At 45.0% G+C, this 23,855-nt stretch carries 18 protein-coding genes; 6 read left to right on the forward strand and 12 right to left on the reverse strand.

All coding sequences use genetic code 11. The features are described 5' to 3' along the window. Positions 1-9: 9 nt before the first annotated feature. Positions 10-984, reverse strand: a complete 975-nt coding sequence (locus tag NDJ01_RS03385) for a phosphotransferase (RefSeq protein WP_405054847.1) — start codon at positions 982-984, stop codon at positions 10-12. A gap of 2 nt (positions 985-986) precedes the next feature. Then, a complete protein-coding gene (locus NDJ01_RS03390; RefSeq protein ID WP_145472186.1) occupies positions 987-1,262 on the reverse strand; it encodes a GNAT family N-acetyltransferase in 276 nt (91 codons plus the stop codon). Between the two features lie 127 nt (positions 1,263-1,389). Here NDJ01_RS03390 and NDJ01_RS03395 point away from each other — a divergent pair, with 127 nt between their 5' ends. After that, positions 1,390-2,136: a flagellar brake protein gene (locus NDJ01_RS03395; RefSeq protein WP_043884593.1), complete on the forward strand. Its 747-nt coding sequence runs from the start codon at positions 1,390-1,392 to the stop codon at positions 2,134-2,136. 122 nt (positions 2,137-2,258) lie between these two features. Here the strand turns inward: NDJ01_RS03395 and NDJ01_RS03400 are convergent, their stop codons facing one another. From NDJ01_RS03400 to NDJ01_RS03410, 3 genes are all read right to left on the reverse strand, one after another. After that, on the reverse strand, positions 2,259-3,218 hold the full coding sequence (locus NDJ01_RS03400; protein WP_048625378.1) for a porin: 960 nt from the start codon (positions 3,216-3,218) through the stop codon (positions 2,259-2,261). 398 nt (positions 3,219-3,616) lie between these two features. Beyond that, positions 3,617-5,245, reverse strand: coding sequence for a methyl-accepting chemotaxis protein (locus NDJ01_RS03405; RefSeq protein ID WP_005394881.1), 1,629 nt, complete (start codon positions 5,243-5,245; stop codon positions 3,617-3,619). 294 nt (positions 5,246-5,539) lie between these two features. Continuing rightward, positions 5,540-7,900, reverse strand: a complete 2,361-nt coding sequence (locus NDJ01_RS03410) for a Lon protease family protein (protein ID WP_145472187.1) — start codon at positions 7,898-7,900, stop codon at positions 5,540-5,542. 187 nt (positions 7,901-8,087) lie between these two features. Here NDJ01_RS03410 and NDJ01_RS03415 point away from each other — a divergent pair, with 187 nt between their 5' ends. Together NDJ01_RS03415 and NDJ01_RS03420 are read left to right on the forward strand one after the other, a co-directional pair. Further along, entirely contained in the window at positions 8,088-8,585 is a 498-nt protein-coding gene (locus NDJ01_RS03415) for a hypothetical protein (RefSeq protein WP_085342565.1), read from the forward strand. An 85-nt stretch (positions 8,586-8,670) separates the two neighbouring features. Beyond that, the gene (locus NDJ01_RS03420) at positions 8,671-10,302 is read left to right on the forward strand and encodes an ABC transporter ATP-binding protein (protein WP_258586253.1); all 1,632 of its coding nucleotides are present in this window, start codon (positions 8,671-8,673) and stop codon (positions 10,300-10,302) included. Positions 10,303-10,543: 241 nt separating this feature from the next. On the opposite strand, the gene NDJ01_RS03425 is transcribed toward NDJ01_RS03420, so the two are convergent. Then, a complete protein-coding gene (locus tag NDJ01_RS03425; protein WP_258586254.1) occupies positions 10,544-12,577 on the reverse strand; it encodes a prolyl oligopeptidase family protein in 2,034 nt (677 codons plus the stop codon). Positions 12,578-12,698: 121 nt separating this feature from the next. Further along, positions 12,699-13,598 carry a LysR family transcriptional regulator gene (locus tag NDJ01_RS03430; RefSeq protein WP_005375112.1) on the reverse strand — a complete coding sequence of 300 codons (900 nt, stop codon included), beginning with the start codon at positions 13,596-13,598 and terminating at the stop codon, positions 12,699-12,701. A gap of 162 nt (positions 13,599-13,760) precedes the next feature. Between NDJ01_RS03430 and NDJ01_RS03435 the strand changes: the two genes are divergently transcribed. Both NDJ01_RS03435 and lldD read left to right on the forward strand, forming a co-directional pair. Beyond that, positions 13,761-15,452, forward strand: a complete 1,692-nt coding sequence (locus NDJ01_RS03435) for an L-lactate permease (protein WP_048625381.1) — start codon at positions 13,761-13,763, stop codon at positions 15,450-15,452. A gap of 314 nt (positions 15,453-15,766) precedes the next feature. Continuing rightward, positions 15,767-16,906, forward strand: a complete 1,140-nt coding sequence (gene lldD, locus NDJ01_RS03440) for an FMN-dependent L-lactate dehydrogenase LldD (RefSeq protein WP_005383962.1) — start codon at positions 15,767-15,769, stop codon at positions 16,904-16,906. 91 nt (positions 16,907-16,997) lie between these two features. Here lldD and NDJ01_RS03445 read toward each other — a convergent pair whose 3' ends face one another. Further along, positions 16,998-17,345, reverse strand: coding sequence for a helix-turn-helix transcriptional regulator (locus NDJ01_RS03445; RefSeq protein WP_005375109.1), 348 nt, complete (start codon positions 17,343-17,345; stop codon positions 16,998-17,000). A gap of 300 nt (positions 17,346-17,645) precedes the next feature. On the opposite strand from NDJ01_RS03445, the gene NDJ01_RS03450 reads away from it, so the two are divergent. Then, a complete protein-coding gene (locus NDJ01_RS03450; protein ID WP_046875767.1) occupies positions 17,646-18,749 on the forward strand; it encodes a mechanosensitive ion channel family protein in 1,104 nt (367 codons plus the stop codon). A 72-nt stretch (positions 18,750-18,821) separates the two neighbouring features. On the opposite strand, the gene NDJ01_RS03455 is transcribed toward NDJ01_RS03450, so the two are convergent. The 4 genes from NDJ01_RS03455 to NDJ01_RS03470 form a co-directional block, all read right to left on the reverse strand. After that, complete coding sequence (locus tag NDJ01_RS03455) at positions 18,822-19,541, reverse strand: carbonic anhydrase (protein ID WP_048625383.1); 720 nt, start codon at positions 19,539-19,541, stop codon at positions 18,822-18,824. A 141-nt stretch (positions 19,542-19,682) separates the two neighbouring features. Further along, on the reverse strand, positions 19,683-20,654 hold the full coding sequence (locus tag NDJ01_RS03460) for a spore coat U domain-containing protein (RefSeq protein WP_186437715.1): 972 nt from the start codon (positions 20,652-20,654) through the stop codon (positions 19,683-19,685). Further along, positions 20,651-23,065: a fimbria/pilus outer membrane usher protein gene (locus NDJ01_RS03465; protein ID WP_145472194.1), complete on the reverse strand. Its 2,415-nt coding sequence runs from the start codon at positions 23,063-23,065 to the stop codon at positions 20,651-20,653. The genes NDJ01_RS03460 and NDJ01_RS03465 overlap by 4 nt, the downstream gene beginning before the upstream one ends. Then, a complete protein-coding gene (locus NDJ01_RS03470) occupies positions 23,058-23,816 on the reverse strand; it encodes a molecular chaperone (RefSeq protein WP_258487969.1) in 759 nt (252 codons plus the stop codon). The genes NDJ01_RS03465 and NDJ01_RS03470 overlap by 8 nt, the downstream gene beginning before the upstream one ends. Between the last annotated feature and the right edge of the window lie 39 nt (positions 23,817-23,855).

The following is a 23,855-nucleotide window of genomic DNA, read 5'->3' on the forward strand; positions in this document are numbered from 1 at the left end:
AACTTCTACTCACTTTCGTAAGTGAGTCAGCGCTCTGCTAGTCAATGCTTCTGTGTAAGGATTGATCTTCCAGTGATCGGGGCTCCAACCTTTCACAAATCGTTGAAAGTCAGCCCACGCAACCGCAAACAAAGGACGCCATTCGCGCTCGACTTCATTGGGGGCAAGATTCGGCTGATAAACCATTAACGCCTGTTGCAACTGAGCAAAATACGTATCCAAGACCCAAACTTCCATCTCTGCACAACGTTCTGGCTTGACGGCGCTGCTCATGAACAGTGCTACGTCTTTCATCGCACAGCCATGTCCGACGTATTGAAAGTCGACCGCAGCAACGCTTGATTCTTCTCGATCAAAACAGAAGTTCGCCAATTTGGCATCACCGTGTACAAGCGTCTTGAACTTGGCTTGCGAAAGCGTTTGATCAATCAATTGAGCGGCATCTTTTAGATCGGTGTCTTGCAGCACCTCAAGCTCATCGGGTCTGGTTGCCAAGTGCCAATACGTGCCGCTATGCCACAGCTTATCCGAGCGAACACCGATGTAGCGCGCATGAAAGTTCGCCAACCAAGCAAGGCAGGCTCGTAGATGTTCTAGCTTTGCATCGGTGATGACTTTTGGAAAGCCTGCCTCGGCGAGATCTTCCATCACGATGAGCCATTCATTCTCCGATTGGAACGTTTTTAGACCTTGTGGTACTCGGCAGCGAGTGCTCACCTCTCTGGAAAAATGCGTATACCAATTCACTTCCACCTGATAAGAGTGCAGCTTTCTTTGGTGAGAGCGGTCCGTATTCCAACCTCTTGGGTGCTCTGAAGGCTTAGGGAGTTTTACATGCTTAATGATCACCGAACAAGTTGAATAATTAACTCGGACTAACTCACCATAGCCTCCCCATAGCGATTGTATGACTTCTAACGATTGATAATTCCCAAGCTTTAGCTCCTGGCCAATGCTTTGGTAACGTTGGTGGTTGTCGTTCATCATCATGCGAGCAGATGTGACCACGTTTGGTTCTTCTCCATATAGTGAATAACATATGGGCAAACTGGTTTGATTTGATAACCGAGTGACTCAATTTCTGGCAACACCGCTTCCATCATCACTTTTCCGTACCCCTTACCTCGCAGTGCTTCAGGAACAACCGTTGATGTGATGTGCATGACATTATTCTCAAGCTGATAAACCACCTTGGCTTTATAACCTTGTTCTAAATCAACCCAAAATGTGTTGTTTTCAACTTCATAAGTTACTTTATGCATATCTTGCTCTCTAATTTTTGTTACAGATTGATTGAATCAAACTATATCACTGAATAAAATCGATACCATGCGAGAGTGCTGCTTCGCCTCACGCGATTACCTTCTTACATCAGGTACGACAATTATAATGAGAAATATGAGCCCAATTGCCAGAGACGGCAAGCTACCTCTGCAAAGCAAGAAGGCACCAGAACGTCAGGCAAGTACATTAAATAGCACCGATGCAATGGCAATGGTCGAACACGGCAGTGAAGTGAGCTTAAACGTCACCACCCCCGTTGGTACAAAGTTTATTACAACCAGCACATTTGTTGGCTGTCACTCAAATAATACTGCATTGATAGAGGTTCCGAACATCTCCGATGAAGACTTGAAATTCTATTTTCAAGAAGGCTTTTGGATCAATGTAAAAGCGTACTCTCATCGAGGGGAAGGTGCTGTCATTCCATTTCGGGCGCAATTGCAGCACCGACTCGGCGACCCGTATCCAATTTTGGTGCTAAGTCTACCCAACACCATGCAGGTCTTTCAGCTTCGTAAAGAAGTACGTTACGAAGTGAATTTGAGGGCGCGCGTTTGTTTAGAAGCCTATCGAACTGAATGCGAAATAAGAGATTTATCTCGCAGTGGGTGCCGCTTTGTGACATCACCAATGAGCCGACCACTTCAGGTTGGTGATCGCGTTTCATTGGACCTAACCATGCCCGGTGAAAGCCACATGCTCGCGCCATTGCGAGGTCGTATTTGTAACTTACAAAAATCGACACACCATGCTCGCTATGGAATGGAGTTTGATGAGGTTGGTAAAACCAACGCTAAAAGCCTCCTGAGTCACCTAAAATTTGATGGGACTAAACTCACACTAAAAAGGTAGCTTTGATAACGAGCACTAAGCATCGGCCAGTTTTGATACCCGGAAAACAAGAAACCCCTTACTGTAAAGTAAGGGGTTTTGTTTACTAAGAATAAGGCAGAATCTTAGATAACAGTTTCGACTTAGAAGTCGTAACGTAGACCTAGCGCTAGCTCATCTTTTTCATCAGCGCCTTCGTTATCCATTAGATCGAAGTTGTATGATGCGTAGCCACGGAAGTTAGGCTTGAAGTAGTAAGTAACATCAACAGCTAGGTTTTCTACAGTATCTGCGTCTTCTAGTTCACCTTTGTTGAACGTAGAAGTGAATACAGTTTGACCCATAGTGTATGATGCAGCTAGTTCGTAGCCTTTGTAATCCGCAGACTCACCTGCAACATCCACGTCTGCGCCTGTGTAGTTACCAGCGAAGTAGAAATCACCTACAGAGTATGCAGCAGCAAGCATGAACTCATCACTATCGTTTTGGTCTGCATAACCAGCACCTAGTTCAATACCAGTATTAGCAAATGCGTAGATACCAGATAGAGAGAAGCCATCTTCGTTGTTATCTGCAAAACCATTCACGTCTGTTGTACGGTCAGCAAAGCGGTAGCTAGCACGTACAGCTAGTTGCTCGAATTGGCCTTTGTAAGAAAGCATGTTGTCTGTACGGTCAGATACAGGCAGCTTAAGTGCGGCAGTGTTACCGTGGTAAGCCATAATATCGGTAAAGTCAGTAAGAACGAATAATGCACCGTCGTTTTTACCGTAAGTTACTTCACCGTATTTACCGCCTAGGCCTGCGTAAGCGTAACGAGTTTCAAGATCACTGTTGTTATCTACGGCACCTTCTTCTTTTGTTTCGAACTCACCTTCCCAAAAACCAACACCGTATAGGTTTTCATTGATTTCCTGTTTGCCTAGGAAGTTAAGACGGATGCGAGTACGGTCTTTTGCCTTACCATCCATCATAGAAAGACGCGCTTCAGCGCGGCCGCCCATCTCAAGAGAAGTGCCATCTTGGTTGTATAGTTCTGAAGCGACAACTTGAGATCCTGATGCCATTAGCGCCACTGCTACAGCTAAAGTTTTTAATTTCATTGTTATTTTCCATATCATTGTTTTATATGTATTTTCTCACCAGAAAAACAGGACTTTTCTGTACCAACGAGAAAACTGGCGGCATAGTAGCAGCTGTTATTTTTCACGCAACGCGTTGAATAAACAGCACTTATAGAAGAAAACACCAAGTAAAATGACGATATGAATACCTCTCAACCATCAAGTTATCGGTTGAGGTAAAAAAATCGTTCGCGTCAAAAAAAATTTGACGCAAAAAATATAAAAACAATCTCATTATATGTGATTTTGCTCGCAAAATATTTTCACTAAATGACTGTTTTGGATAGACTTCCTGATTTTAAATCAGTTTCTCACAAACAAAAAAATCCCTAAGCAATAGCTCAGGGATTTATACATTTTGTTAGGCGAATAGCGAATTAAAGCTTAAAGAAGCTCAATTGCTCTTTCTGCTTCTCTGCAAGTAATGAAAGCTCAGTACTCGCGCTTGCGCTTTGACTAATACCCGCCACATTCTGGTTAACCAGTTCAGACATGTTAACCACGTTGCGGTTAATGTCTTGAGTGACTTGAGACTGCTCTTCGGCTGCGGTTGCCACTTGCGTGTTTGAATCGTTAATGTTTGCTACCGACTCGGTAATACCAACCAATGCCTCATTCGCTTGCTGCGTCAGTTCGTTGTTACGACTCAGCATGTCTAGGCTGACTTGCATGCTGTCATTCGCAAGCCCAGACTGCGCTTGAAGTTCTTCAATAATCGTTTGGATCTCTTGAGTCGAGTCTTGCGTGCGTGCCGCGAGCATACGTACTTCATCCGCAACAACCGCAAAACCACGACCAGACTCACCAGCACGCGCTGCTTCAATCGCAGCGTTCAATGCGAGTAAGTTGGTCTGCTCAGAGACACCGCGAATCACTTCAATAACGTCGTTGATCTGAACCGACTGCTCTTTTAAACGCAGTACGACTTGCGCTGCATCGTTCAATGCCTGAGACATCTGTGCGCTTGCTTCTGCGCTCTCTTGGAAGATAGCCAGACCTGATTGCGCAAGACCATCAGCTTCGCGAGCTGTCGAATCCGCAGACGTTGCGTTATCGCTCACGTTGTTTGCCGTGCTAGCAAGTTCATTAACAGCCGATGCAACTTGTTCGATCTCAGCGAGCTCTAGCTGAGCATTCGCTTCTGCTTGCGTCATTACTGCGGCAAGCTCAGTCGATGCCGATGCAACCTCTTCACTGATGCGAGTAAGCTGGTCGACCGTGTTATAAAGCTGTTCTGCTGTTTGGTTAACATCTTTGCTCAGCTTCGCAATTTCGTTATCACCATCTACATCTGCGCGAACTGATAAGTTGCCCATTGCCAACTGACGCATCACTTCTTGAAGTTTTTGAATAGGCGTAACAATCATGCCTGATAAGATCCACGCTCCCACCAATGAGAACGCAAATACCGCAAGAACTGTCAGCATAGCGTTGTTTTGTACACGCTCATTCTGTTGATGGCTTCTTATGGTTGACTGCTCTGCTTGATCATTCACATGCTTCGACAGAGTATTGATTTGTTGAACCATTTCTCGGCCAACATTACGGTACTCTTTAATGAATGCACGGTACTCACTGTCCGATTTCAAGCCTTGATCGTACTGGTTAAAGAAAGCCACTGAGCGCTCTGAATATCGAACATAGGCTTCGATCGCTTGGCGAACTTTAATCGCATCTTCACGAAACAGATTACGAGCTTCAATCGCACTTAAATCAGCTTCAACCTGCTTTAAGCCTTCTTTCAATTCATTAAGAAAATTTTCACGACGGGAAGCGTCGTAGATAGCGTAAACCGCTGTAATACGAAGTGGATAAATTTCATCGTCAATACGCGCCAAAGTGTCTTTATGGAAAACCAAAGACTCTTGGTTGGAAGCAATAACATCTTGCTCAGCTTGAAGATTGTTTTTAGTAATCCACAAAGCAATAAACAAAACAATCGCGGTAAATAATACCGGAACCAAAATTTGCGTTCGTACTGACAAATTTTTCAGTGATAACTGCATGACTGGACCTCAGTTGTATGCGTGATGCCTATATCCAAACGAACTCAAGCAACTCTCAATACTGAAGCTGCATTTCGGTTATTTGAATATCTATGCTTCCTTGCGACGGGAAAGTTCCCAGACGAATAAACAAGTGGCGAATATTAGAGGTCGATCACACTTTTGTCTAGTACAAAAAGTCCCCATTTTCAATCTGTTATTGACAATATCCCGACAGTAGTGTCGGGATATTGTCGTTATGATAAATTGTGATCACTTATGATGAGATACATTCACATTTAGGACGGTTTTAGGCTATTTTCTCAACGAATTGAGCTTAGCTTGAGCAAGGCCAAAAATCGTATCTATTGGATAAGAACCTTCATCGGTTGGCTCACCGGCGACTTTCCCCGTGAACAGCTCGATGGCTTCAGTGACATGATCAATCGCCCAAATATTAAACTCACCTTTTTCTACTGCTTTCACGATGTCGGAACGGAGCATCAAGTTATGAACATTAGATTGCGGGATAATGACCCCCTGCCCTTCATGACGACCTTTAATCACACACACATCGTAAAAGCCTTCAATTTTTTCGTTCACACCACCAATCGGCTGAGCTTCACCAAACTGATTCATCGAGCCTGTAATCGCAATGTCTTGTCGGTTTGGTTGCTTTGAAAAAGCAGACACTACAGCACATAGCTCAGCCATGCTGGCACTATCACCGTCGACACCACCATAAGATTGCTCAAACGTAATCGTTGTGGTTAATGGTACTCGCGCCGTTTTACCAAACACGGAAGACAAGTAGGCCGATAGAATCATCACGCCTTTAGAGTGAATACTGCCGCCCAAATCCACACTGCGTTCGATATCGATAACATCCCCATCGCCATAACACGTCGTCGCGGTGATGCGATTCGGCGCGCCAAACATGTAGTCGCTGGTACTTAATACCGAGAGGGCATTCACTTGACCGATAGCCTTCCCTTCAGTGCGAATCAAGGTTGTACCGTTAACAAACGTTTCCATCACGTTGTCGCGTAATCGGCTCACTCGCATTTCTTGGTTCTTGAGCGCCTCTTCCACATGACCGATACGGATCATGTTGGAGTTGGCTTGACGAGCAACGTAGTTTGACTCACGTAATAAATTCGCAATATTGGCAGAGTGGAGTGATAGCTTGGTTTGATCACCAGACAAGCGTGAACTGTATTCGATAATCCGTCCCATGGACTTTCTATCACAGTGCAGCATGTTGTTATCGTTCACGACGCTAGAAATAAAGCGCGCATAGTGCAGTTCCGACTCTGGCGTTCGCTTCATCTCATCTTCAAAATCCGCTGTCACTCTGAACAATTCACTGAACTCTGGATCGTAATGCTGCAGCAATTGATAAGTTCGGTAGTCACCAAACAGAATGATTTTAATATCGAGCGGGATAGGCTCGGGATCGAGTGATACCGCCCCTGTCAATGTCACTTCTTTTTCTAGGGAGGTAAAGCTCAATTGACGAGCACGCAGTGCGCGCTTCAAACCATCCCAAACGTAAGGCTGTTCAAGCACTTTCTGTGCATCCATTAACAGAACGCCGCCATTCGCCTTATGCAAACTCCCCGCACGAATCAGCGAAAAGTCGGTAAACACGGTTCCCTTGAAAGTGGCTGTCTCAATCGAACCGAAGAGCGAATGGTAATTGGGGTTTTCTTCAACAACGATAGGAAAGTCACTGCTGTTGCGACTTACCAAGACGTTCACTTTATAACGACGTGGCAATTTTTTATCCAACGACGCCGTTGCAATTTCGCCTTGCTCACCACTTTGGTCAAGGAAGATATCTGCGTTTTCAACAATATCTTTTTGCAGCTCAGTTAAGTAGGTTTTGATTTCGGAATATTGCGCGTAATCCACTTTGAGTTTTTTGATGAAGTGAGTAATCACATCAAGCGTCACTTCATCATTGAGCTTTTTGATTTTATCGCTGTATGTCTCTTCCCACTCCGTAAGCTCACGAACCATCGAGCGCAATCGCACTTCGAGTTCATCAATAGCATCGCTGAATTGCTCTTGTTCTTTTTTGCTTAGTACATCAAAAGACTCTTCCGTATGAAGCTCGTCACCATTCATGGCGACAAACTGATAATCGCCTTGTGTGGTAAGCGTCAAGCTAATGCCTTTCTCTTTTGCCTCTCGGCTAATGCGGTCCAGTTCGTTTTGTTGCTTCGCCGCTAATTGGTTTTTTAATCGCTCAGCGCGGCTAAAGTACATTTCATTGTCGAACGCTAGGGGTAAAGCATTCAGTAGTTTGCCCATTAAGGCCTCAATATCAACACGTAACTTATTCCCGATACCACAAGGCAGCTTCAATACCTTGGGTGTGCGGGTATCTTCAAAGTTCGCAACGTAACACCAATCAAACAAGGCTGCTGCATCGTGCTGGTGACGATTCAGATAGCGCAGGATCATGGTGCGTTTACCTAGCCCATTCTGACCAATGGCGTAGATGTTATACCCTTTCTCTTTGATAGACATCGCAAACTCGACCGCTTTTTGCGCGCGCTCTTGGCCCACAATCTCATCAATTGGAGGTAACTCCTTGGTCGACTTACATGGCATATTCTCTAGATCTGCTACAGAATATAGCTGCTTAGCTTCCAATCTTAGTATTGCCATATCCACTTCCTTTTTTCTTATTTTCGTCATTTGAGTGTAGAGATTATTTGCTTAATTTTAAGTGATTTACCTTCCACCCTAGTTTGATTGGACATTTTATGAGCACAAAAGTGATATCAACACGCACTTGCAATTGATAATCAATTTCATTTAATATCAAAACAAATCAACTCTTGTGGAGATGGACATGAATATTGAGCAATGCTGGATGCGCTACTTGAAAGCAGAGCAATTGATGGAACAAGGCCATTGGCCCGAGGCACATCGTTTATACGACGATGTACTCAGCAATCTACCCAACCACATTCATTCGGCGCTCGAAAATGCTCACACCAAACCTTGTCAGTTTGTCTGTCTCATCACCGGGCTGAGAGATGCGTGCGTTGCACAATCGGAGATTCTCAACAAACTCGGATTACAGCGCGATGCTTTTTCAACACTCAATCAAACGTACGCACTATTTCAATTCTTGCAATTAGAGAATCATGAACTTATTGAGCGTGTGGGTCATTTACTTGGTCAACAAAGTGAAGACTTGTTAGCTCATATGGCGGCATTTTGCTCTGCTCAACGCAATGCTCAATGGATGATTGAGCTAGACCATGTGACGCGAGCACATGAGCAGTTTTTGCATTTACAAGCGATGAGTTCGGCAAAGTCTTCGCCTTCTCACCTTTATAATTAATCTAAAGCCCAAGCATTGAGGCCAGCTAGGTTTGTGCTGTCCATTGCTTGAGTATCATTTGCTTTATCAACCACAAGGATCTGTGATGTCTTCTAAAACCATTCTTTCGGTGAATAACCTATCGGTCAGCTTTACGACAAACGATGGGATCGTCGATGCAGTAAAGAATGTTAGCTTCGATTTAAAAGCAGGCGAGACGCTTTCCATCGTTGGCGAGTCTGGGTCTGGCAAGTCAGTATCAACCAATGCACTGATGAAACTATTGCCAGACAACGCTATTTTGCATACGAACTCATCCATCATGTTTGAGGGTAGCTCCATCTTGGATAAAACGGAGCGTGAAATGCAAAGCGTTCGCGGTGATCGTATCGGTATGATTTTTCAGGAGCCGATGACCTCATTGAATCCATACATGCGGGTGGGAATCCAAGTCGCTGAGGCCATCATGTGCCACCGTCCAGTGGATAGATGGAAAGCCAAAGCGAGAGTGTTAGAGCTGTTTGAACTGGTTCACATGCCAGAGCCAGAGAAAGCGTACAGCAAATATCCGCACGAGTTTTCTGGCGGTCAGTTGCAACGCATCATGATTGCGATGGCACTGATTAACGAGCCCGATATTTTGATCGCCGACGAACCAACAACGGCGTTGGATGTCACGGTTCAAGCAGAAGTGCTGCACCTGATTAAAGAAATTCAGGCTCAGATGGGCATGGCGATACTTTTTATTACTCATGATTTAGGCGTTGTAAAACACTTTGCCGACCGTGTCATTGTGATGTGTAAAGGGGAAGTCGTCGAAGAAGGCGAAACGCAAACACTCTTCGAAGACCCAAAGCACGAATACACACGTATGCTGATCAACTCTATTCCAAAAGGCAGTAAGGACCCTATTAGCGAGAGTGCTACACAACTATTAAAAGCTGACGATATACGAGTCGAATTCTTGATAAAGTCGCATTTTATTGCCAGTAAAAATGAGTACTTCGAAGCGGTAAAAGGCATTTCTCTTGAGCTTAAACAAGGGGAAACACTCGGGATTGTTGGGGAATCCGGTTCAGGCAAGTCTACCCTCGGCCGCGCATTGATAGGCCTCTTGCCATCCACAGGTAAAATCGAATACAAAGGCCAAGATATGGCTTTGCTAACAAACAAAGAACGTTTTGAGCTGAAAAAAGACGTTCAGATGGTGTTCCAAGACCCTTATGGTTCGCTTTCTCCTCGTATGACTATCGGCGAGATCATCACTGAAGGATTAACTGCCCACCAGCCAACGTTGAGTAAAAAAGAACGTATGCAGAAAGCACGCGACGTGCTTCGAGAGGTTCGCTTAGATCCCGCGTCCATCAACCGTTATCCGCACGAGTTTTCAGGAGGCCAGCGTCAGCGTGTTGCTATCGCGCGAGCACTGATCCTTGAACCTTCGTTTATTTTGCTTGATGAGCCGACCTCTGCATTGGACCGCTCAGTTCAACTGACTGTGATTGACCTTCTGAAAGATTTGCAGAAAAAGCATAATATTGGCTACTTGTTTATTAGCCACGATCTATCAGTAGTTAAAGCACTCTCTGACCGTGTTCTAGTCATGCAAAAGGGCGAGGTCATGGAACAAGGTACGGCCGAAAATATTTTCCAAAACCCTAAAAATGACTACACGAAAAAACTGATAGATGCCTCATTTGATCTTGAAAACAGTGAAAATCAGCACAATGCGGCTTAGGTTCATCACAGTTTCATATTCATAAACTAGGATTAAGAAAAGGTGATGATTTCATCTTGTCTTAAGAATGGCGTAGCTGCCTTTCGGTTTGGCCGCCGAGACTGGTTGGTTCAAGAGTCAGACTTAGTCAACCTGGCTCACATACAAGCAAACAGTATGAATTGAGTTCCCCCAACCATGAAAAATGCCGCGACAGTGTCGCGGCATTTTTTATTCTCAGAAGCTTCGAGCAACTAAAGCATTAAATCGACTCAATACCCATATTATGTAACGTAAATGCATACACGTCTGTGGTGAGGTCAATTTGCTTACTCAGCGGCATCCCTGCACCATGACCAGCATTGACATCAATGCGTATCAATACTGGATTAGCACCTTGCTGCTTGTCTTGCAGCTCCGCAATAAACTTGTACGAATGTGCTGGCACAACTCGGTCGTCTTGATCGGCGGTTGTCACCAATGTCGCAGGATACTGCACGCCTTCTTTTACATTGTGAACAGGAGAGTAGCCAAGCAAGTATTGGAACATCGCTTCGCTTTGCTCAGACGTGCCATAGTCATACTTCCAGCCTTCTCCAGACGTAAACGTGTGGTAACGGAGCATATCAAGCACACCTACGGCTGGCAGCGCCACCTTAAATAACTCAGGACGTTGCGTCATACACGCACCAACCAACAAGCCGCCATTTGAACCACCACGAATCGCTAGGCGCTCGGAGCTAGTGTAGTCGTTTTCAATCAGGTATTCCGCCGCCGCAATAAAGTCATCAAATACGTTTTGCTTTTGCTGCTGAGTGCCTGCGTTGTGCCAAGCTTTACCGTACTCACCGCCGCCTCGCATGTTGGCTACAGCGTAAATACCACCCAATTCCAGCCAGTTGGCCACATTGCCAGAAAACATCGGAGTGAGGCTGATGTTAAAACCGCCGTAACCATACAGCATGGTTGGCGCACTGCCATCAAGCGCGATGCCCTTCTTGTATGAGATGATCATCGGAACTTGCGTGCCATCTTTTGAGGTGTAGAACACCTGTTTTGATTCATACTCACTGCGATCGAATGGCGCTTTTGCTTCTTGAAACAGCGTCGATTCACCAGACTCAACATCAAATGAGAAGATCGTCGGTGGCGTCACGTAGTTAGTAAAGGTGTAATACAGCGTGGTTTCTTCTTTTTTACCCGCTAGACCATAAGCCGTACCCTCTCCCGGCAGTTCAACATCTCGAATCCATTCACCTTGGTAGTTAAACTGCTGCACTTTAGAAAGTACATCCACCATATAAGTCGCAAACAGATAACCGCCACCTTTGCTGATTTCTAACGGCTGTTCTTGTTCAGCAATCACATCCATCCATTGCGCTGTTCGGGTGTTGTAGCTGACAACTTTGCCATTCGGCGCATCTAGGTTGGTGTAAAGCAGCAAGGTTTCGTCTTGGCTATCAATCAAGTAGGTGTCGCCTTGCGTTGTATCACGAAGGGTCACAATCGCTTGGGACTCAGACTGTAAATCGATATAAAACAGACGATTACCCGATGTGGATTCTGCGCCAGAAATAATGAGGAAGCGATCGTCCGTCGTCGTGGTACCAGACACATAACGGTGAACCTGCGTATCCAACTCACCGAAAATCACTTTATCTTCAGACTGAGGTGTACCAAGTTCATGATAATAAAGCTTGTGATGTTCAGTTCGCGCAGATAACTCACTGCCTTGCGGCTTATCATAGCTTGAGTAATAGAAGCCTTTGCTGCCCAGCCAAGAAATCGACGTAAACTTCGCATCCACAATCTCAGGCTCTAACTGTTCTTTGGTTTCCGCATCAATAACAAAGATCTTGCGCCAGTCACTGCCCCCTTCCGAGATGGAATACGCGACCAAACGATAATCTTTCGAGAAGCTGACTTCGCCAAGAGAGGTCGTGCCCTCTTCAGAGAACGTATTTGGGTCAAGGAAGACTTCGGCTTCTCCCTCGCCTTTACGGCGATACAATACGCTTTGGTTTTGCAAACCGTCGTTTTTGTAGAAATAGGTGTAGTCACCACGTACAAATGGCTGGGAATATTTTTCGTAGTTTTGGCTGTTCGCGACCAAGTCACGGATTTGTTGGCGGTACGGGACCTGACCAAGAAAATCGAAGGTCACTGAGTTTTGACCCGAAACCCATTGTGCGGTTTCTTCGCTGCGATCATTTTCTAACCAGCGATAAGGGTCGGCAATGTCGTGACCAAAGTAAGTGTCCACGACAGAATCTTTACGTGTTTTTGGGTAATGCATAACGTCCGTGTTACTCCGTTGTTTTTATTAAGTTGTTTATTTTCATATCGTTTTATTGCGGTGATTACCTTAGAGCACCCAATATTGATTTCAACGACATTGTTTTAAATCTATGAAGGAACTAGAAATAATGAGATATCGTTAAGTAACGATCACGAATGTGCTCAATAAGCAGTTTCACTTTATTCGGTGGTTGACGAGTAAACGGGTACACCGCATAGATACCCAACTTTTTACCCACTAGTTCAGGAAAAATATCCACCAGTTGACCATTGCGAATATCGTGATACACCAAGCATCGCGGGACGTAAGCTATACCATGGCCGCCCAGAGCGGCTTTACGTAATGCGGTCGCGTTATCAGTAGAAAAGCAGCCCGATACTTTGACGATGTAATTACCATCTTCGCCTTTAAACTCCCAGTCTGTTGCACCTGTGGTTTGGTAAGCGTATTGCAGACAATTGTGCGTGGTGAGATCAATCGGCTCGATCGGCTTCCCATTTTTAGCGATATATGAAGGGGACGCGCATACCACCCATTGGGAATCGAGAATATGTCGTGCGATCAAACTGGAATCGGCTAGGTAGCCAGTTCGAATGACTAAATCGTAACCATCAGCCACCAAATCGACAAAGCGGTTATCCAATGACATGTCCACGGTCAGACCCGGATGAAGGTTACAAAATTCCGCAACGGCATCAGCAAGTATCAAATCTCCAGAGATACAAGGCACGGACATTTTTATGTGACCGCTCACATTCTCTCCAAAGCCTGCAACAGCGTCCATAGCCTCCTGAGTGGCCTGCTTCACATTTTTAGCACTGTGGAGTAACACCTTACCTGCTTCGGTTAAGGTCAATTTACGCGTTGTTCGATATAATAGCTGCGCCCCTATCTCTTCCTCCAACCTTGCCATTCTTTTGCTAACTACCGAATTTGTAAGGTTATTTGCTTCTGCAACCTTACTAAAACTGCCCAGTTCGATTACTTGAGAAAATAGGATTAAGTCGTCTGCTCTCATACGATTATGTCACTTTTGGAATTAATTATTTTCATTATTTCCCTATATCAACAAAAAATAAAGGAGTAAATTCACGCCAAATTAACAAAACCATTACAACAAAAAGTCACCTCTACAGCGGATTGACACCGTTCGAGAAGTCAGCGTACGAAGGATGTACAAATGAGTGAAACCCTACTTGCCCTAGTGGCATTTTCGCCAATTGTTGTTGCCGCCATCTTATTGGTTGGTCTCAACTGGCCTGCTAAAAAAGCCATGCCTGTTGCGTTCGGTTTAACCGTCGCTATTGCCCTAATGTTTTGGGATATGTCAGCCAATCGCGTACTGGCTTCTGTATTCCAAGGGCTAGGCATTACTGTCTCTGTTCTATGGATCGTGTTTGGTGCCATCTTCTTGCTCAACACTTTAAAACACACTGGAGCGATCACCACTATCCGTAATGGATTTACCGATATTTCAGCTGACCGCCGTGTGCAAGCCATCATCATTGCTTGGTGTTTTGGCTCATTCATTGAAGGCGCATCAGGGTTCGGTACCCCGGCAGCAATTGCTGCGCCATTACTGGTTGCAATCGGCTTCCCTGCGCTAGCCGCTGTCCTAATGGGCATGATGATTCAGTCAACGCCAGTTTCATTCGGTGCGGTGGGTACGCCAATCATCGTGGGTGTAAACAAAGGTTTAGACACCCATAACATCAGTGAGTCTTTGGCTGCACAAGGCGCAACATGGGAAATGTACCTGCAAGATATCACCGCGCACGTTGCTGTGATTCACGCTGTTGTAGGTACGATGATCCCTGTATTAATGGCGATGATGTTAACACGTTTCTTCGGCAAGAACAGAAGCTGGAGTGAAGGTCTGGATATTCTACCATTTGCTTTATTCGCAGGTGTCTCTTTCACTGTGCCATACGCATTAACTGGTGTGTTCTTGGGTGCAGAATTCCCTTCACTAATCGGTGGTTTGGTTGGTCTTTCTATTGTTGTTACCGCAGCGAAAAAAGGCTTCTTAGTACCAAAGACTAAGTGGGATTTCGAAAGCGAAGACAAATGGCCTGCTGAATGGCTGGGCTCGCTAAAAGTCGATCTAAACGACAATCCAGGCAAGCCAATGAGCATCGTAAAAGCTTGGGTACCATATGTAATGCTGGCGGTAATTCTCGTCGCAAGCCGCGTAAGTCCGGAACTGAAAGGCTTTGTACAAAGCGTAAGTTTGTCATTCAGCAATATTCTTGGTGAGACTGGTGTGAGTGCCGCTATTCAGCCGTTGTACCTGCCAGGCGGCATTCTGGTGTTTGTCGCACTGCTTGCCGCAATGTTACAAAGTGGCAGCGTAAAACCATTGCGTGAAGCGTTTGGCGAGTCAAGCAAAACACTGATTGGCGCGGGGTTTGTCTTGGTATTTACCATCCCGATGGTTCGTATCTTCATCAACTCTGGTATTAACGGCGCTGACCTAGCAAGTATGCCGGTTACAACAGCTAACTTTGCCTCTGACCTTGTCGGTTCTGCGTTCCCAGCACTGAGTGCCACCGTTGGTGCGCTGGGTGCGTTCATCGCTGGCTCAAATACGGTTTCAAACATGATGTTCAGCCAGTTCCAATTCGAAGTGGCACAAACACTGTCTATTTCGAGTGTGATTGTTGTGTCGCTTCAAGCCGTTGGCGCTGCCGCAGGTAACATGATTGCGATTCACAACGTTGTTGCCGCATCAGCCACCGTAGGTTTACTTGGTCGTGAAGGCGCAACATTGCGTAAGACGATTATCCCTACGTTCTACTACATTGTAATGACGGGCATTATTGGTTTGGTGTTGATTTACGGCCTCCAAATGACGGATGTCTTGATGAAGTAACGCGAAACGCAGGGTTTGTAGCCCTGCCAAATTTGATACAGCTGTCAGCACTACTACCCCGACATGTTGATTTAGCTTGCTACATCAATCCCCCCGGCAGCTGTGTCATCCTTCCAATTTGTATAACTGATTGAGTGATTTAACAAAATTTTTCAATCAATTATGTAAATGAGTTACCAACATCAGCAGTTCAAAAGTAAGTGAACCATAGATAACTATACTCATTTTGATGCCTTCACTGCTTTGCGATGAAGGCTCAACGAAAGAGCAAATTGCTCCACAACTTTGCTTAGAATAACCGCTAGGACACCATTATGATTATCTCAGCTTCTACTGACTACCGCGCTGCCGCGAAAGCCAAGCTTCCCCCGTTTCTATTCCATTATATTGATGGCGGCTCTTACGACGAACGCACGCTGAAGCGTAATACTGACGATTTAGGTGATGTCGCCCTTCGCCAACGCGTCCTACGCGATATGACAGATTTGAGCCTAGAAACCGAGATCTTCGGTGAGAAACTGGCAATGCCAATCGCGCTAGCTCCTGTTGGTCTAACTGGTATGTACGCGCGCCGAGGCGAAGTGCAAGCAGCAAAAGCAGCCGAGAAAAAAGGCATCCCGTTTACTATGTCGACTGTTTCGGTTTGTCCGATTGAAGAAGTCGCACCTGCAATTGAACGTCCAATGTGGTTCCAGCTTTACGTGCTTAAAGACCGTGGCTTTATGAAGAACGTGCTTGAGCGTGCAAAAGCTGCGGGCGTAACAACGCTGGTGTTTACCGTTGATATGCCAGTTCCTGGCGCGCGTTACCGTGACATGCACTCAGGCATGAGTGGCCCTAACGCAGCCATGCGTCGTGTATTCCAGGCGATGCGCCACCCAAGCTGGGCATTGGATGTGGGTCTACTTGGTAAACCGCACGACTTAGGTAACATCTCAACGTATCGCGGCGAACCAACAAAACTAGAAGATTACATCGGCTGGTTAGGCGCAAACTTCGACCCGTCTATCTCCTGGAAAGATCTTGAGTGGATTCGTGACTTTTGGGATGGCCCTATGGTCATCAAAGGCATCCTCGACGAAGAAGACGCGAAAGATGCGGTACGTTTCGGCGCGGATGGCATTGTGGTATCTAACCATGGTGGTCGTCAGTTAGATGGCGTGCTTTCAAGTGCTAAAGCACTACCAAGCATTGCAGATGCGGTAAAAGGCGATCTTAAGATCTTCGTAGACTCTGGTATTCGTACTGGTCTTGATGTCGTTCGTATGCTCGCACTTGGTGCAGACTGTACGCTTCTTGGCCGTTCATTTGTGTACGCATTGGCAGCACAAGGCGGAGCAGGCGTTGAAAACCTACTGGATCTGTACGACAAAGAAATGCGTGTAGCTATGACGCTTACTGGTGCGAAGTCTATCGCGGATCTTTCTCGCGATTCCTTGGTGAAAATCCCATAATCTTTGCTGGCGATTAAAAACAGAAACGAAAAAACGAGCCACAATTGGCTCGTTTTTTATTGCTCTTCAACCCGATAATTTGACGAGCAAGCTAACTAACTTGGTGAACGTACTCGATCACGACTTGGTTTCCGTCGATAAACACGTTACTGATATCGCCATCCACCGTCACACGATTTTGTAAATAAACCGTACCAGATGCAGATAGATCACGCTCCGTCAAAGACGGAATCACCTGACCAGGACGTACATGTAGCTGCTCGCATAGCTGTTTTACAAAACCTAGCGTCAGTGGAGAATTACCACGTAACAAGCCAGAAAACTCGTGTAGACTCAAACCAAGGCGCTTCGCCATTTCCATTTGAGTGATGTGCATTTTGGCTTTTTGTGACATCCAGATGTCGTAGAGCGCGTTTCGATCCAGCTCTGTAAATTCCATATCTGCCTCCGCTAATTCAAGAGCCAATACACTCTCACACTTACTTAAGATAAATGTTAGCGATAAGTCAGAGAAGTTATAATTGATCGTTCAAATATCAACGCATATCGGAGATGACGAAGCTCCGCACACGAATGGAACGGCGGCTCATCACCCAGTTTCGACCACTCACTTTTCACCTCACGAAATAGCCTACCTCAGGCGATTTATACATAAGTAAATGATTTAAAGGAAATCACTGGGGTGAAGGAGTAATATCTGCTACCTTTCCTTCCATGGTTCACTAGAAAGAAGTTACATATGTCACAGTGGTTTACCGATTTGCAAAGCTATATTGAAACATCTCATCAAGATTGGAGTGGGAGTGTCCTTTTCATTACACTCGCCAGCTTTATTGCTTGGATAGCTTGGCGACTGATCCGCTCTCGTCTCGCAGTACTAGTAGAGAAAACCCCTTTCCACTGGGATGACATGTTGCTTGATGCGCTAAAAGCGCCAGTCAGTACACTCATTTGGTGTTGGCCAGCAACCGTCTCTATCGGCATCATATTAGAGAGCGAGCTCAACGATAAAATAAACTGGTTAAGCACGCTGAAACTGATTTTGGTGATCAGTATCTTCGTCTGGACCGTTATGCGACTCATCACCAATGTTGAAGAGTACGTCCTAGAACAAAAAAACCGAGATGAAACCACAGTGCAAGCGATAGCTAAAGTCGCGCGCTTGTTCTTTATTACCGTCGGAATTCTCACTGTGATGCAGGCGTTTGGCTTGTCACTGTCAGGATTGCTCACCTTTGGTGGTGTCGGTGGTTTAATCGTTGGTTTAGCGGCGAAAGATCTGCTGTCGAACTTCTTTGGCGGCCTTATGATCTACTTCGATCGTCCGTTTAAAGTTGGCGACTGGATCCGCTCTCCAGATCGCCAAATTGAAGGTACGGTAGAACGAATTGGCTGGAGAATGACCATCATCCGAACTTTCGATAAGCGTCCTCTTTATGTGCCAAACTCTGTGTTTAGCAACATAGTCGTAGAAAACCCATCTCGCATGCTAAACCGACGCATCTACGAAAAAATTGGACTTCGTTACGACGACGCCGAAAAAATGCCGCAAATCATTACAGCGGTGAAAGAGATGCTTAAGAATCACAAAGATATTGATGCACGCCAAACGCTTATCGTCAACTTCGATACGTTCGGTCCATCGTCACTGCATTTCTTCATTTATACCTTCACAAAAACCGTGAATTGGGTGAGATACCATGAGGTTAAACAGGATGTTCTTCTTCAAGTAATTAACATCATTAAAGAACACGAAGCAGATATCGCCTTCCCAACTCAAACACTCAAGCTCGACCCAGTTCAAATGATAAAAGCTGAAGAGCAAGAAGATCACGGCTTCTAATTTCCATCAATACCAATAACAAAGCCCGCTTTATTCAAGCGGGCTTTTTCATTTTTTATTTGCTTGGATTGGTTAGTGTTGCATTAACACCATACGAGCATTCAATGGTTGGATAGGACGATTGTTTTTCCCCATCACTGTCGTAAACGCTTTAATCTGCTCAGGGGAAATGGTTTGTGCTTCTTTCATCACTAACCAACGTACCCCTTCAGAGCATGGTGGTGTCGTTAGTGAGCCATTAAAGCGATAATACGCTTTGTCTTTTGGAAGCAACGCATCCGCTTCAAATGGCAATTTAATCTCTACACCTTGATCTTTACTTGGTATGTTTGCTAGTAACTTCGCTAAATCTGGATTCGCTTTTCCGGATTGAAAAAACACGGCCACAACCGCCAAATGGCCAGTTGTATCAGCATGCACAAAGTGCGCTTCTAAAGGGTATTCTTTGCCATCCACATGGTTTTCTGACGGGGTATGGAAGTGGAACTGCTTTAACGTAAATGCATTGCCATCAATCAACAGTGTGTTGTCACCCTCTAGGCTGGTTTGCAGGGTGTGGCCGTTATTGAGCAATGAGATTGCTTTGCCATGGTAGTCGAACTGCAATTTGTCTAACTTCGCTTCTGCTGCGGAGACAATATTAATTGGGCTTTGGTTTTGACCTTTGGAACATTCAGACGCAAACTCGCCCCAATGCTCAGGCCCGTGACTCCCCTCGTAACCCCAGCTTGCTGCGTAAGCTGTTCCTGTAAATACCAACGCCAAACCTAGTGCTGCCAGTGACTTCTTCATAGTTTTCCTTATTCCTTCAAGTTAAATGTTGTGAAAACAAAACCATACTAATCGCACAGAATTAAGCGGGAATAGAGTGAAAACTATGATTACAAAAGTTTTTTGGAATAGATGCCTCTAGTTATGCAATTGATATGATGCTCAAAATTGAACATCAACGATTATCGAGTCGGTATAAGTGCCAGCAGGTGGGGTGGTTTGGCTTGTTATTATCTCTGCGCGATAATTGAAGTTCTGCGGAGTGATGCCATCGGGAATGGTGTCACCCGTATCCACATCGCTCTGTTCACGACGTTCAGAACCAGTATCCCCCCACCGCTCCGTCGATGAGGATTTATAGATTTCATACTCCAAATAGTTACCGCCAGATGCCATCCGTCGTTGGCCTCCGGAGGCATTCACACCGTCGTTTAAACCAATGGTAAAAGCACTGTTCTTGGTACAGGTTAATGATATAACCTGACTGACAGGGTCAAAACCTGCCACCAATGGTGATGAACCAAAATTAATATCTGGCGCCGTGATCATACAATCGGGAGTGACTTCCAACTCTACCGTAATCAAGCTTTGTGCATTGCCTGTTTCTCGCCCAAGACATACGCCTCCAACTCCAATTCCTGAGCAATAATTCCAAATCCAAGACACCGTAATATGGTCTCGATAAGTCCCTGCTGAGAGATTACTACCAGCTCCTGTCCGGGCATAAAGCGGAAATTCAGCTTGAGTGCCAAATAAACCTAGTAAATCGAGCAGCCCAATTTCAAAAAAATTGTAAGTTTGGCCAAAAATGTACTCTTGCGAAAGGCTTGGATCTCCAAAAATCTGATAGCTAAGTTCCGAACTAATATCCGCCGCATTAAGCAACCGCCCATCGTTAGTACTGTTAAACGTTGCAGACACATAGTCGCCACTCAACAAAGAAACAAGTGTAGAAAAGTCACACGTTATCCCTGCGTGAGGCTGGGCTGAGCTCTGTTGCTGAATAGTTGAAACGGTAAACGAGGAAACGCTTCCAAATTGAATCAAAGGCGTCGGCGCAGTGAGCTCACAAGCCATGTTACCGGACGATATAAAAAGAAGAAAAAACCAAAGATAACGAGAATACCGACTCATAATTGTACCTCTGCTTTTTGCTCTTTCGTGCAGACTTGTTTACCTAATGTCTGTATTTTCTCGCTCCGTGTTTGATAGAGTCCCGTTATAAATACTTTACATGGTGGAAAGCCTTCGGGGTAAAAGATAATGTACTCACCTACATTACGCCCCTCAAAATACGTCACTCCATCCCAACCAATTTGCCCTACCACTCCAGTATCTGATTGACCATAAGTTCCTAATGGCAAGTAGGCGTCATTTTCATCAACAACCTCCATGCTTAACGCAACTTGCAAAGCTATTGGGAACTCGAGCAAATAGCCGTACCCAGAATGTATCGACGCGTATTGTTCTGTTGTTGGGAAAAAAGCATTGGCTGGTAATCTAAGCGGATCAATTTCATATTTTGCGGTGTAATATGCCATTGCCCACGGCACAAGTAAGTAACCGTCATCATCAGTTAATCCAACGACTTGATTCTCATATTTGACGGGCACACCTTCAAAACCGCTAGTACTGACAACAGCGAAACTATCATACACATTATTTGCAGGGAATATTTCACCATCGAGTGACGCAACCGAACCCGACATTTCGGCAAAATAATCGTAATTACCACTCGTCCCGTTTAAGCCCGCTCGGAACTCCGCCCAAGAGGCTCGGTAAGTAACATCGGCCTGCTTTCTATTGTCAGGCTTTTCATTAATATCATGCGCTAAGTTGATTCCCCAACCACCTCGAATCGGCGCAAGTCGACTAACACTAGCACGGCCACTAAGATGACCATCGCTTTCACGCTTCATGGTTAATCCCGCGCTACCAGAGAAAGCGCTCAAAGGTAATGAGAATTGTGCTAACGTAACTGCCTCCCCACCGATGTTTCGATTAAACGATAATGACATGTTGATATCGAACGGAAGCGAGCGGCTGTAAGTTACATTAAGTATTCTCGATCGAGAGTCGGTTTGCTGAACATCAAAGTATCCCCCTGATAACGAACCCCACTCATTCAGCCGGGCGCCAACATTTATCTGAGAGACATGCCGAGACAAATTCTCTCGCTCGTTAGTGTTGTCACTTCTCAAGTTCTCTGGTGCTTGGGAAAGCGTGTAAAATCCCTCGCTCTCAACTTGGGTACGAGCGGAAAAGCTAAACATTCGAGATTGATAACTATAACCAACTGAATAGGAACTCGCTCTCTGCTCATAATTGCTAAACCTTACCGCCCCATCAATCGTTCCCATATTGAATAGGTTGGTAACAAAACCGACTCCCGCAACAATTAAGTCATCTTTCGCTTCGGTTTGTGCCTCCAACGTTAGCCAGTTTGTCATTCCGTGCCTCGCAGCTGCGACAACAGCACCATCGCCATAGTCATTTGAAGCGTTGCCATAGTTTTGGCGTAAAGCACCAAAACTGGCGTTGTAAGAGGTGTAGTTAGCCTTCAGCAAGTTAGCTGAAAGGAAAAATGGACTGGTCATTGCAGTCCGCCTTCCCTGGGCATCCGTTGCAATCACTGTGGCTTCACCAGCTCCCGATACCATTGGAATATCATTGATAACAAACGGTCCCGGCCCCACAAACAGTGAATCGGTTTTTAATCCGTTTACAAATAAATCTAACGTCGTGGGAGCAGTTACTTCGCCATAAAATGCAGGTAAAGGGGCGGTAACCACATCTGGACGCATAGAGAAGTCATGTGACAGTTGAATACCAGCCATTCGAACTGGTTGACTCCATGCAAGGGGCCTCACAATGTAATCCCCTACTTCAAAGCGCAATCGACGACTTTGATCAACATATTCGTACCTCGTGTCGAAGCGCGTATATTTATTACTTTGTTGCGCTTGAACATCTCGATGAAGGTTAGATTTAAATATTCCCGTCGTAGAAAGTACGCCGAATTCAGAAAAGGCTCTCAATTCGTGGTTAATAGATACTTCTTTTTGACTACTCTCGTGATCATAAACACCAAACACACTGTAATTAAATAACCCACCAGTTCCGAATTTAGCAGGGGAAAAACGCCTCCTGTTCTGCGCAGAAAAGCGTTGCATCGGCAACCAATTCGGAGGCAATGTGATTGATAATTGCAGTGACGATTGCAAATAATCGACCTCTACACCCGATATTGATGTTATGTCTAACTTCTCTTGGGTTCCAGGTAATACATCCGCGACCACGCCAGCAGACAGTAAATCGTCTCTATACACGAAGTAACGCTCGCCTTTACGTTCAACATCCGAGATTAAACCAGTCGGTCGTTGATTAATGACTAGTTCTAACGACAAATGAATATTTTCAAAGTTCTCATAAGAAAAGTTTTCAGGGCTAGGTAACTGCGATAAATGGGTCACTACGTTATCGCACCAACCCACGCCAGACGTCATACTGGTAAATAAACAAGATAAATATAAAATCTTATTCATTTTGTTCGAGTGGAATAACGTAACGCTTACCTTCAATATCCGCCTTTACTTTTATATTTTTCATATTGGAGTAAGAAATAGGCCACGTTTTATATTGCTCAGGTAATATATACCCTGCTAACCCTTTCGAAACGATAAAAGGCAATTGGTTTGGCGCGGTCACTGCTAGGTTGACTAATCTGACATAGTGATTACTGGTGTTTTCTATATGAATAAGGCTCTTATCTTTACTCTTTATAATCTTTGCCTGTAGTCCGCTCCAAACTTCATTTGTTCCTTGGGATTGTCTTTTCATCCCTTTACCGTACATAAACAATGGTATGGAATATCTCATTCTCACTTTTACTGCCAGATCATTTTCTTTATTTTCATCTTGAGGCCCTTTAGCTGGCGGGAGTTCATCGATGATAATACGATATGCGTACTCTTTATTCGAAAGCGCCCCATCTTGATTTAATATACGAATAAGTTGCTTGGCACCAGGTGCAATTTTCACAAAAGGAGGCGTAGCTATCAGTTGTCGTTGCTGCGCATATGTATCCTGTCCATCCTTCTGTCCCCACTGAAAAATACGAACCTGCAAATAAAAATCTTCAGTGCCTTGATTAACCATCCAAATTGATGTCGCATTCGATTCAGAAGATATTTTAGGGTAAATAGGCCAAATAAGGAGAGAATTAGCATAGGCCTGTGAAGTTAACGTTGATAAGAAAATAATGACGAAAACCAGTCTTTTTATTATTAAATCCATTTAATTTCTCCGAAGGTTATCATTTCTTCGAAACAGCGC

Source organism: Vibrio sp. HS-50-1, assembly GCF_024747315.1.
GTDB lineage: Bacteria > Pseudomonadota > Gammaproteobacteria > Enterobacterales > Vibrionaceae > Vibrio > Vibrio diabolicus.